An 11,783-nucleotide genomic window follows, 5' to 3' on the forward strand; every position below is an offset into this window, starting at 1 on the left:
CCGAGACGCCCGTCGTCGGCCCAGCCGCGGTCAGCGTCCAGTCGGACGGCTCGTACGTCCCGCCGGTCGTCCCGTTGACGACCTCCTTGACGAGGGTCAGTGACGGCTGCTGGGCAGTGTTGAGGATCGTGCAGGTGACGTCGTCGCCCAGTGCGACGCTCACCGTCGACCCCTCGAACGTCCCCCCCGTGCAGGTCCACGCGCCGGCCGTGTATCCCGCCGGGCCCTCCTCCGAGAGCTCGTAGTCACCGATCGCGACGGGGACCGAGGTCACGGCGTCCGACCCCGACGCACCCGAGACGCCCGTCGTCGGCCCAGCCGCGGTCAGCGTCCAGTCGGACGGCTCGTACGTCCCGCCGGTCGTCCCGTTGTCGACCTCCTTGACGAGGGTCAGCGTGGGCTGCTGAGCCGTGTTCGTGATGGTGCACGTCACGTCGGCGTCGAGCGCGACGGTCACGGTGTCGCCCTCGAGCTCCCCGCCCGTGCACGACCACGTGCTCGCGGCGTACCCGGCGGTCTCCGTCTCGGAGAGCACGTAGTTCCCGGCGAAGACCTCGACCGCGGACACCCCACCCTCGCTCGTCGGGTCACCGTTGCCGGAGACCGTCGGCTGATCCGTGATGTCGTCCGGTGTCGCGGTGAGCGTCCAGTCGGCGGGGACCGCGGTAGATCCCGTGGACCCGTTGTCGACCTCCTTTACCAGGGTCAGACGCCCCGGGACGTCGGCGTTCACGAACGTGCAGGACGCGGTGTCGAGCGCAAGGAGCGAGAAGGTCAGCCCGAGGGGCGCCCCGGACGCGGACACGCACTGGGCACTCTCCTGTTCGTACCCCGTCAGCGTGCTGGACTCGCTGACCGTGTAGGTCACGCCCGGGCGGACCGTGATCGGTGTGGCGACATCAGCCCCCTCGACCGACTGAGCAGGAACCACGACACCGTCCGGAACGCCGCTGACCGGGGTCACGTTGAGCTTCCAGTCGCTCGGCACGGCAGAACCACCGAACCGGTTCTCGACGATCTTCCGGACGTCGATCGTCGACGCCTGGTTCACGGCGGTGCACCGGATCCAGCGGCCCAGCGGGACCGTGACGCCGCCGTTCAAGCCGTCGGAGAAGCCGGGGATGACCGAGCCGTCGGTGGCGAGCTCGACGCACAGCCAGGTCCCTGTGGAGCCGGGGATGATGACCGCGTTGGGCCCCCTGACCTGGGCGTAGTTGGGGTCACCGCCCGCCTCCGCCAGGGGATAGACGACGTTCGGCGACACCTGTGCCGTCGCCGTGTCCGAGCCGGCGATACCGCTTGGTCCGGGTTCCGCACCGCTCGGCGCCACCGCGTCGAGCGTCCACTCGGTGGGCGCCGCATCGCCGCCCTGGACCGTCTTGTCGAGCGTCAGCTTGCTGCCGCAGTCGAGCGTGTTCCTGATCGTGGCGGTGTTGGCCCCGGCGACCAGGGTCGGGGAGTACGGCAGCTCCTCGCTGATCTCGGCGTCGTTGAACTCCACCAGGTCGCTCTCGACGGGCGAGCACTGGGTCAGTCCGATGGTCGTCGACTCGGTGATCTCGGGCGTCTGGCCCTCTTGGAGACCAGTGCGTGGGACACCCCACCCCTGCGACGTACCTGCGATCGCCGCCGATGCGTCGAGTCCTGCCGGCTGGGCGCCGTTCGCGTACGTCGTGCCGTTCACGACCCATTCCTTGGAGAGGGTCAGGGACGCGACCGGGTTGGGCGCCCGGTTGTAGACCGTGCAGGTCACCGCGGTGGTCGGGTCCACGGGGACCGTGAAACCGGTCGCACCGCTGTTCGTCGCGGTCACGGTGTCGCCCGTCACGATGTCGGTGCAGAACGCGTTCGCACCGTCCACCTGCTGCAGGGTGAAGCCGGACTGCTGCGTCTCCATGACGCCGACCACCCCGGACGACGTCGACGAGGGGTACGAGAGGTCGAAGTTCGCGGCCCCCGTCCCCGCCGCCGTCGTGACCGTGGACGGGTCCTCGACCGTCACGTCCCCGGACTGGGTCTCGGCGGTGAACTCCCACCCGCCCGCGGGCTCTGCGCCCTCGATGGACCCGGCCGGCGCGCTCGACGGCACGACCTGCTTGATGACGGAGACCGAGCCTTCGCAGTTGCCGAGCGCGAGCGCACGGAGCTGGTTCCCGGCATCCTCGTAGTCCGCGGTCTGGAAGTAGTCCGTGCCCGCGAGCTCGCCGGAGATCGCTCGCAGGTTGAGCCCGCTACCGGCGGTGTCGATGCCGTCCCCGACACCGAACGCGACCATGTGCGTCCCCTGTCCCTTGACGGCGTTGGCGCTGAACACCCCGTTCTCGACCTCACGCAGACGGGTGAAGTTCCCGGGGCCCTCCTGGTTGCCGTAGAAGGTCGGGTTCCCGTCGGTCAGGACGATCGCGACGTCGTAGGTGGCCGCGCTCGTCGCGACCTGGTAGATGCCGCGGTCCCAGTTGGTGCCGCCGCCGGCCGTGTAGCTGTTGATCCGGTCCTTCACGAGCTGGGCGCTGTCGTCCGTCGAGACGGGGGTCGGGGCCAGGTTGGGGTTGCCCGTCGCGGGGGCGAGCGAGCTGAACGTGAACAGACCCATGTTGGACGGCGTACCCGTCAGGGCGTCGACGAACCGGTTCGCCGCCTGCTTGAGCTGTGGCAGGTCGCCCGCGACCGACCCGGAGAGGTCGAGGACGAGCGCCACGTCGATCCCGCACTGGGCGGGGAAGGTCGGGTTCTCCCGCGAGGTCTGCCAGATGCCACCGGACGCCACGTTGTTCGTGTTGCCGGTGGCGAGCATGAACGAGCCCTCGGAGGTGTAGGTCGTGCCGTTGCGGAGCTGCGTCCCGGTGCGGAACTCGTACGGGGTCACGGTCGAACCGCTGCTCCCCGTCCCCAGGTCGGGGTTGGTGTACCAGTTCGTCGGGGCACCGGTCTGGACGACCCAGAACCGACGGTCGCGGTTCTCCCCACCGATCTGCGTGTTCGGCACGACGAACGAGCAGTCGCCGTCGGCGTCGGACACGCACGTGGCCCACGTGTCGGCGACCGGTGTCGTGGGAGCGCCTGTGCCGTTGTAGAGCTGGAGGGTGACCCCGGCCAACGGTCCGACCGCGACCAGGCTGGCACGGTCACCGCCCACCTTGACCGTGATGACGGCGTTGTTGCCCGTCGCCGGAGGGACCAGGAAGGGGGTGACGCCGGGTCCCTCGGCCTCGTCCGGCGTCTCAGTCGCCACCGCGCCGGGCATGGGAGGACCCTGCACCTCGGCCTTCTCCGGTACGTCCACCCCGGTGTCGCCCGGAGCAGGCTCGTCCGGCGGCACGGTCGCGCCGTCAGGCGACGGGCTCTCCGGCACGGCCGCCGGGTCGGTGGCCGCCGGGTCGGCGCCCGCGGGGTCGGCGCCCGCGGGGTCTGCCCGTTCGGTCGGCGACTCGGTCCACGCCGGGGTCGCGGCCGGGTCCCCTGCCGTGGCCGTGCTGCTCGGCTCCGGCACGGGCGCCGGTTCCGCGACCGCCGGGGCCACAGCACCGATCACGAGCAAGGATGCGACGGCCAGCGAGGCCGTGATCCCTGACAGCGCGTGTCGCGTCCTGGAAGTGGTCGAGCTCGTGGTCAGTGCACGTCGCATAGCGGTCCCCTTGTGAGCAGAGAGTCTTGCCGGTGGGCCAAGATGTCTCGCTGAGGGCCACGACATCGGTGGCGTGGCCCGATTTCAGAGTGACACCAGGTGCCGCCCCTCGCGACAGCAGGACGCACGTTCACCAGGTGAATCCGGCCCTGTACCGTGCCGGGATGACCCACGCACCCACCGTGACCGTCCGCCGCGCGACCCGTGAGGACCTGCCCGCGATCGCCGAGATCGCGGCGCACTACGTCCTGCACACGGTCACGACCTTCCAGACCGAGCCGCTCACGCTCGCGGGCTGGGAGGAGCGGTGGGAGTCGCTGCGGGCGGCGGGCCGCCCGTTCCTGGTCGTCACGGTCGCGGAGGGCCCCGGCCTGCCCGACGACGTCGCCGGGTTCGCGTACGTGGGCGCCTGGCGCGAGCGACCCGCCTACGCGGCCACGGGCGAGGACACCATCTACCTCGCTCCGGGCAGCGAGGGCCGAGGCCTGGGCCGAGCGCTGCTGTCCAGGCTCCTCGACGAGGCGCGTGAGGCCGGGGTCCGGGAGGTCGTCGCGGTCGTGAGCGACGCCGAGTCCCCCGCGTCGGTGGTCCTTCACGAGAAGCTGGACTTCCGACAGGTCGGTCGGCTCGAACGGGTCGGCTTCAAGCACGGCCGGTGGCTCGACACCGTGCTGCTCCAACGTTCGCTCGGCTGACGCCGCGCCCGGGCGGACCCGGGAGCGCGAGGGGAGCGGCGCCGTCGGGCCTGTGCACGTCGGTGCCCGTGGCACGACCGATCCGCGCGCCCGTGGCACGACCGATCCGCGCGCCCGTGGCACGATGGACAGATGATCCGACCCCTGCTCGTCGGAGTGCACCCGGGCCAGCACCCGGACATCGTCCAGCGCGCCGCCGGCTTCGCCCACGCCCTGGGGACGACGCTCGTGTGCGTGTGGGTCGACGTCGGGCCCGTTCCCGACGACGGGGCCGGTGAGCGGCGGCTGACGACCGAGCTCGACCGCGCGCTGCGCGGGACCGGCGTCGGCTGGAGCCTCGTCGTGACGGGCGACGGCGACGTGGCCCGCCAGCTCGACGAGGCCGCCGTGGGGCACGACGCCGCGATCGTCGTGGTCGGCGCGCATCGCGCGGGGGCCGACGGATGGCGCAACGAGGCGCTCGGCGGCTCGGTCGCCGGTCGGCTCTCGCACCTGCAGCACCGGCCCGTGGTCGTGCTGCCCGTGCTCCCACCGCCCAGCCAGGACGGCCCGGACAGCGCCGAGGACTGAACCGACCCGGCCGCACACCGCGCGCCGGACGCGCGGATCACCCGGCGCAGCACTCGTGCTGCCGCGCTCCGGCGCGTCCCCCTGGCTAGGCTCCGGGCATGGTCTCCCCGTCTCCGGCGTCCCCCGCCTCCCTCCCGACCGTGGGGCGCCGCCGCTGGCCCCGGGTCCTCGGCTGGGTCGGGGCCTCGCTCGGGCTCGCGGGGATCGCGACGTTCGTCGCTTTCCAGGTCAGCCCGTGGCCCTCTGCCCTCCTCATCCGGTACGCGTTCGACAAGGGCGGCCACGAGACCGACGCGAAGCTCGCGGACCTCGTCCCGTCCGGCGTCGTGAGCACGACCGACATCGCCTACCGCGCCGACGACCCCGACGCCCTGCTCGACGTGCACCGCCCGGAGAACGCCGCCGGCCCCCTGCCCACGGTCGTGTGGACGCACGGCGGCGGGTGGGTCTCGGGCAGCAAGGAGCAGGTCGCGAGCTACGCGAAGATCGTCGCGAGCCACGGGTACACGGTCGTCGCGGTCGACTACTCCATCGCGCCCGGCGCGACCTACCCCACACCGCTGTTCGAGCTCAACGACGCGCTCGCGTACGTGACCGAGCACGCCGACGAGCTGGGCGTGGACCCTGAGCGGATCGTCCTCGCGGGCGACTCGGCAGGGTCTCAGATCAGCGCGCAGGTCGCGGCCGCGGTCACGAGCCCGGCCTACGCGCAGGGGCTGGGCCTCGACCCCGCGATCGGGCCCGACCAGCTCGCAGCCGTGGTGCTGCACTGCGGCGCGTACGACATGTCGCTCGTCGACACCTCGACGGGCGGCGCGAGCGCCTGGTTCCTCGAGACGGTCCTGTGGGCGTACGCGGGCACCAAGGACTTCGCCGACGACCCCCGCTTCGCCGCCGCGTCGGTCGCGCAGCACGTGACCGCGGACTTCCCGCCCGCGTTCCTCACGGGCGGGAACGCCGACCCGCTCACGCCCCAGGGCAAGGCCATGGCGGCCCGGCTCGCGGAGGCGGGCGTCGAGGTCGACGCGATCTTCCAGCCCGACGACGAGGAGCCCGGCCTGGGCCACGAGTACCAGTTCGACCTCTCGACCGAGGCCGGGCAGGTCGCGCTCGACCGGAGCCTGGAGTTCCTGGCGAAGCACACGTCGGGCTGAGCCTGCCCCCCTTCTCGTCGAGTGCATGATTGCGCTGCGACTCGCCGGGCGTGCCGCAGCGCAACCATGCACCCGACGCCCCCGGACGTGCCCAGCCTCCCGGGACGTCCGCCCCTGCCGCCCGGGACGCCTCCCGCCCCACGCTCGTCGTGTCAACCACCCACGGCCGCCGCCCACCGGGCCGGCCCTCCGACACGCAGGGGTCCACCATGACCGCACGACCGACAGCACCCGTCACGTCCGACGCCGCCCTCGCCCACGGGCACCCCGCCCGGACCTCCCGCGCCTGGGCGTGGACCGGCGTCGCGGCCGGAGTCCTGGGCATCGTCTCGATCCAGGCCTCCATGGCCCTCGGCGCCAACTGGGAGCAGACCGCAGGGGACGCCGACGCGATCGTCGCCGACCTCGCGGGCAAGACGTCCACGCTCCTCGTCTTCCACACCGCGACCGTCCTCGTCGCGATCCTCCTCCTGGTCTTCGCGGCAGGGCTCAAGCGACGTCTCGACGTCCAGGCCCCGGCCGGCAGCCTCCTGCCGACGGTCGCAGGCTCGGGCCTCGTGCTCACGTCGGTCGCGGCGCTCATGGGTTCGGGGCTCGACACCCAGTTCATGTTCGGGTTCGCCGAGCTCGACAAGATCGTCCCCGAGTCGGGCGCGTTCTACGCCGACTGGACGGCGACCATCCCGTGGCTGTGGGTCGGCGCGGGCCTGACCGCGGTCGCCGTGGCCGTGGCCTCGCTGCGGCACGGCGCCGCACCGCGCTGGATCGGGGTCGTGAGCCTGCTCCTGGGCGGGCTCACGCTGCTCGTGGGCGTCTCGCCGCTGCAGTACATGGCAGGGTTCGTGGGTCCGCTGTGGCTCACGGTCGCCGCGCTCGGCTTCGCGCTGGGCGACCGTCGCTGACCTGCCCGACGGCGCAGCCCACCGTCGTGGTCACGTCACGGAGCGCCCGGGTCGTCCCCGGCGGCACGACCGGCCCCGCCCCCCTCTCCGGGGGCGAGGCCGGTCGGAGCCGCGTGGCCCGGCGTGCGGGTGGAATCGTTCCTGCCCTCTGTCGCCCGGCCGGTCCCGCCCCCTACCGTGGCGCTGTGGGCGCAGACGCAGGGGACGTTCCACCGGAGTCCTCCGGCGGTCCGGTCGTGCCCTCGCGCGGATCGGCGTCCGGCCGCGCGAGCCTGGGCAGCGGGGGGCTGCCGCGGGCGGCGCTCGCCATCGCGACCGTCTCGTGGCTCCTGGGCGTCACGGCGCTCGTGCTCCAGCTCACGTCGGGTGTGGGCCTGCTGCTCGGCGACCTGCTGTTCGTGGTCGTCGACGCCATGGTCGCGCTCGTCTACGGCTCGGTGGGGGCGATCATCCTGTCCCGGCGGCGGCACGTCGTCGGGTGGCTCGTCTCGCTCGCGGGGATCGGCGGCGGGCTCGCAGCCCTCGGCGGGGCGTGGCGCAGCTTCGCGAGCACGCACCCGGACCTGCCGCCGCTCGAACCGCTCGCCGCTGCCTACGGTCTCGCGTGGGTCCCGGGGACGATCGGGCTGTTCGTGCTCGTGCCGTGGTTCGTGCGAGACCACCCGCTGTCCGTGGGCGCGTGGCTCGGGGTCGCGGGCGGCGCCGGCTCGATCCTCTTCTTCCTGCTCGCGCCGGTCGACGACCCGCGGCCAGCGATCCTCGGCGTCGTCGTCATGGGGCTCGTGACCGCGGCCGCGACGTGGTGGCGGCACCGGCACGGCCCTCTCGAGGAACGCCGCGGCCTGGGGCTCCTGGCCTTGGGCACGGCGATCATGGCGCTGTCGTTCCTCCCTCTCCTCGGCACGTGGGACTCACCGGACGCGATCCTCGCGGTGCCCCTGACCCACCTCGCGTGCCAGGCCCTGTTCCCGGCCGCGCTGCTCGTCTCGGTGCTGCGCAACCGGCTCTGGGGTCTGGACCTCGCGCTGAGCCGCGCGACGATCGGCGCGCTCCTGACCCTCGCGCTGGTCGTCGTCTACGTCGCGCTCGTCGTCGCCGTGACAGCCCTCGTCGGCAACAGTCCTCTCGCCCAGGTGCTCGCCGCGGTCGGCGTCGTGCTCGCGGTCCAGCCCGCCCGCACCTGGCTCCGACGGCGTGTCCGCACGCTCGTCTACGGCGAGACGACCGACCCGGGGCGGGCCGTGCTGCGCATGGGACGCCAGCTCGGGGTCGCCGCGACCGCCGAGGAGCTCCTCCACGGACTGGTCGCCTCGACCGGGGAGTCGCTCAGGCTCGAGTCGGTCACGCTCACGAGCGGTGGCGTCCCCGGCTCGGAGGACGACGGTCCCGGTGAGCCCGGGACGCCTCCGACGGTCGAGGCGTCGTGGGGCTCCCCCACCTCGGTCCACGTGACCCACGTGCCCGTCGAGCACGGCGGCCGGGTCCTCGGGGACCTCGCCGTGACGCCCCGCGCCGGCGAGCGCCTCGACGCACGCACCCGGGACGCGCTCGCCCAGCTCGTGCCGGTCGTCGCCGCGGGCCTCGCCCTGGCGAGCAGCGCGCGCGACCTCGAGCGTGCCAAGGACGCCGTGACCCGGGCGCGTCTCGCCGAGCGGCGACTGATCCGTCGGGAGCTGCACGACGGCGTCGGGCCGTGGTTGAGCGGGCTGCGGCTCGGGCTGCAGGGTGCGCGCAACACGCTCGCGACGGATCCCGCCGCCGCAGGAGCGGTGCTCGAAGCGCTCCAGCGCGAGGTCGAGGAGCGGGTCGGGGACGTGCGCACGCTCTCGCGCAGCCTGCTGCCCCCCGTGCTCGACGAGGCCGGGCTCGAGGCCGCGCTGCGCGACCTCGCGGACCACCACGATGCCGACGGCTTCGCGGTCGAGCTGCTCTGCGGGCCGTGCGGCGACCTCGACGCCCGCATCGCCGCGGCCGCCTACGCGATCGCGAGCGAGGCGGTCATCAACGCGTCCCGCCACAGCGGGGCCGCGGGCTGCCGGGTCGAGGTCGCCCCGCACCCGCCCGGCGCGCCCGAGCCCGGGACGCACCTGGTCGTGACGTGCGACGACACGGGCGCCGGCGTCGGGCAGGGCGTGCGGGTCGGTGTCGGGACGCGGTCCATGCGGGAGCGCGCCGAAGAGCTCGGTGGGACGCTGGAGATCACCCCGCTCGCACCGCGCGGCACGCGAGTGCGGGCCGTCCTCCCCCGGAAGGTCGTGCTGTGAGCGTCATCCGTGTGGCCCTCGTCGACGACCACCCCGTGTTCCGCATCGGGATGGCGGCGCTGCTCGACTCGCTCGACGGCGTCCGCGTGGTGACGCAGGCCGCGAGCGCCGCCGAGGCGCGTGCCGTGCTGGGCGGGCCGGAGGGCGTCGACGTCGTGGTCATGGACCTCGACCTGGGTGACGGGTCGGGCGTCGAGCTCACTCGGGAGGTGGTGCGGGACCGACCGGACGTGGCCGTGCTCGTCATGTCCATGCACGAGGACGACGACTCGGTCGCGGCCTGCTTGCGCGCCGGGGCGCGCGGGTACCTGGTGAAGTCGGCCTCACCGCACGAGGTCGAGCGGGCGGTGCGGGCCGTCGCGAACGGCGAGCTGATCCTGGCACCGGGCGTCGCCGCACGAGCCGTCGCGAACGTGCTGGGCGGCTCGCGGGCGGCCGTGCCGTTCCCACAGCTCACCGACCGTGAGCGCGAGGTGCTCGCGCTCGTCGCCGCAGGACTCGACAACACCGCGATCTCGCGGCGGCTGTCGCTGAGCACCAAGACGGTCCGCAACTACGTCGCGGGCGTGCTCGCGAAGCTGTCGTTGCGCGACCGGGCTGCGGCGATCGTGCGGGCCCGTGAGGAGGGACTGGTGGACGACGACGGGTCGGCGGCGCGGGCGGCGGCGTCCCGCTGAGTGCGGAGCAGACTCACGGGGCCTCGACGTGCCAGAACGTGTCGGTCGCGAGGTCGTAGCGCAGGACGGGGGCAGCAGGGTCCCCCTCCGCGTACAGCGGGACGTCGCGCGACAGCCGCCTGCCGACGAGCCGCAGCAGCCCGCACAACCGGTCGATCCCCACCTGCCCCTCGAGCTCGCGCAGGTCGACGTCGAACGCGATCTCGTCGACCGCGTGCGGATAGAGGTTGAGCTGGACGCCCGCGAACGGCCGCACGGCCAGGGTCGGCGGTTCGTCGAGCGGGCGGCCGCCGGGGAACAGCGCTGCCGCGCGGGGCCAGGGTGCATCGTCGACGCCGTGGGTCACCTCGCGCGGCCACGCCTGCTCCTCGACGAGATCCAGGAGGGACTGCCAGTCCTCGAGGCTGATCTCGCCGACCACGACGTCCGGCAGGTACCCGTTCCACTCCGGGTCGAGGGCTTCGATCACGTCGCTCCAGCGCAGGTCGGTCATGGGGTGAGTCTGGCAGCCCCGCCGAGTGCATGAGGACCCGGCCCGACGCCGGAGCGCTCCGTCACGCGTGAAGCCGAGCTCCGCCGTCGGGCCAGAGGAACAGCGGACAGAGGCTGACCGCTACCGCGCGTAGCGTCGAGGACATGGACACGACGACGAGCTCCACGATCCGCCCCTTCCGCCTCGAGATCCCGCAGGCCGACCTGGACGACCTGGCCGCCCGTCTCGACCGCACCCGGTTCCCCGCCCCGCTGCCGGGTGACGGCTGGGACACGGGCGTGCCCGTCTCCTACCTGCGCGAGGTCGTCGAGCACTGGCGCACCCGCTACGACTGGCGCGCGCAGGAGGCAGCCATCAACGCCCACCCGCAGTTCCTCACCGAGATCGACGGGCAGCGCGTCCACTTCCTGCACGTGCGCTCGCCCGAGGCCGACGCCCTGCCGCTGCTCCTCACGCACGGCTGGCCGGGGTCGTTCGCCGAGTTCCTCGACGTGATCGGGCCGCTCACGGACCCGCGCGCGCACGGCGGCGATCCCGCGCAGGCCTTCCACGTCGTGATCCCCTCGCTCCCGGGCTTCGGGTTCTCGGGGCCCACCGAGGCCGGCTGGAACAGCGCACGCATCGCGGTGGCGTGGGCCGAGCTCATGCGTCGGCTCGGCTACGAGCGCTACGGGGTGCAGGGCGGCGACGTCGGCGCGGGTGTCTCGCCCGAGGTCGCGCGCGCGACCGGGAGCGACGGCACCACGGGGCCGGTCGTGGGCGTGCACCTCAACGGCAACATCGGCATGGCGTTCCACGAGATCGGGGAGGACGAGCTCGCGAGCCTCACGGACCTCGAGCGCGACCGCCTGGGCCGGATCGGGCGCTTCATGACCGAGGAGCTCGGCTACGTCTCGATCCAGGGGACGCGGCCCGGGCTGGTCGGCGCGGCGCTCACCGACTCGCCCGTCGGGCAGCTCGCGTGGATCCTCGACAAGCTCAAGGCGTGGACGTTCCCCGCGGACGCCCTGCCGCACGAGGTGCTCGGCTGGGACCGGATGCTCACCGACGTGATGATCTACTGGCTGACCGGCACGGCCGGGTCGTCGGCGTACATGGCGTACGCGAGCGAGAGCGCGTGGGACGCCCCCAAGCCTCCGACCGGGGTCCCCACGGCCGTCGTCGTGTTCGCGCACGACGTCGGCATCCGCCGGTACGCCGAGGCCCAGCACCGGATCACGCGGTGGACCGACGTCGAGGGCCGCGGGGGCCACTTCGCGGCGATGGAGGAGCCGGAGACGTTCGTCGCGGACGTGCGGGAGTTCTTCGCGACGGTCCGCTGAGCGGCAGCCGGTCGCCCGGCTTCCGTCGAGTGCATGATTCGGCTGCAACTCGCCGGGCGTGTCGCAGCGCGATCATGCACT

The 11,783-nt window shown here is 73.3% G+C and carries 9 protein-coding genes; 7 read left to right on the top strand and 2 right to left on the bottom strand.

Translation table 11 applies throughout. From position 1 onward, the window contains the following. Nucleotides 1–3,625 (bottom strand): VWA domain-containing protein (locus tag H9641_RS18155; protein ID WP_191805812.1); only part of this gene is annotated, 3,625 nt, incomplete at its 3' end. Between the two features lie 164 nt (nucleotides 3,626–3,789). On the opposite strand from H9641_RS18155, the gene H9641_RS18160 reads away from it, so the two are divergent. The 6 genes from H9641_RS18160 (at nucleotide 3,790) to H9641_RS20825 (ending at nucleotide 9,887) form a co-directional block, all read left to right on the top strand. After that, a complete protein-coding gene (locus tag H9641_RS18160; protein WP_191805813.1) occupies nucleotides 3,790–4,320 on the top strand; it encodes a GNAT family N-acetyltransferase in 531 nt (176 codons plus the stop codon). Nucleotides 4,321–4,452: 132 nt separating this feature from the next. Beyond that, on the top strand, nucleotides 4,453–4,890 hold the full coding sequence (locus H9641_RS18165; protein WP_191805814.1) for a universal stress protein: 438 nt from the start codon (nucleotides 4,453–4,455) through the stop codon (nucleotides 4,888–4,890). A gap of 98 nt (nucleotides 4,891–4,988) precedes the next feature. Next, nucleotides 4,989–6,044, top strand: coding sequence for an alpha/beta hydrolase (locus H9641_RS18170; RefSeq protein WP_191805815.1), 1,056 nt, complete (start codon nucleotides 4,989–4,991; stop codon nucleotides 6,042–6,044). 209 nt (nucleotides 6,045–6,253) lie between these two features. Further along, on the top strand, nucleotides 6,254–6,946 hold the full coding sequence (locus H9641_RS20510; RefSeq protein WP_191805816.1) for a hypothetical protein: 693 nt from the start codon (nucleotides 6,254–6,256) through the stop codon (nucleotides 6,944–6,946). 185 nt (nucleotides 6,947–7,131) lie between these two features. Beyond that, on the top strand, nucleotides 7,132–9,210 hold the full coding sequence (locus tag H9641_RS18180; RefSeq protein WP_191805817.1) for a sensor histidine kinase: 2,079 nt from the start codon (nucleotides 7,132–7,134) through the stop codon (nucleotides 9,208–9,210). Further along, nucleotides 9,207–9,887 carry a response regulator transcription factor gene (locus H9641_RS20825; protein WP_318244681.1) on the top strand — a complete coding sequence of 227 codons (681 nt, stop codon included), beginning with the start codon at nucleotides 9,207–9,209 and terminating at the stop codon, nucleotides 9,885–9,887. The genes H9641_RS18180 and H9641_RS20825 overlap by 4 nt, the downstream gene beginning before the upstream one ends. Nucleotides 9,888–9,900: 13 nt before the next feature. On the opposite strand, the gene H9641_RS18190 is transcribed toward H9641_RS20825, so the two are convergent. Next, nucleotides 9,901–10,380: a hypothetical protein gene (locus H9641_RS18190; protein WP_191805818.1), complete on the bottom strand. Its 480-nt coding sequence runs from the start codon at nucleotides 10,378–10,380 to the stop codon at nucleotides 9,901–9,903. Nucleotides 10,381–10,523: 143 nt separating this feature from the next. Here H9641_RS18190 and H9641_RS18195 point away from each other — a divergent pair, with 143 nt between their 5' ends. Then, on the top strand, nucleotides 10,524–11,702 hold the full coding sequence (locus tag H9641_RS18195) for an epoxide hydrolase family protein (protein WP_191805819.1): 1,179 nt from the start codon (nucleotides 10,524–10,526) through the stop codon (nucleotides 11,700–11,702). The last annotated feature ends 81 nt before the right edge of the window (nucleotides 11,703–11,783 follow it).

Source organism: Oerskovia merdavium (assembly GCF_014836755.1).
GTDB lineage: Bacteria > Actinomycetota > Actinomycetes > Actinomycetales > Cellulomonadaceae > Oerskovia > Oerskovia merdavium.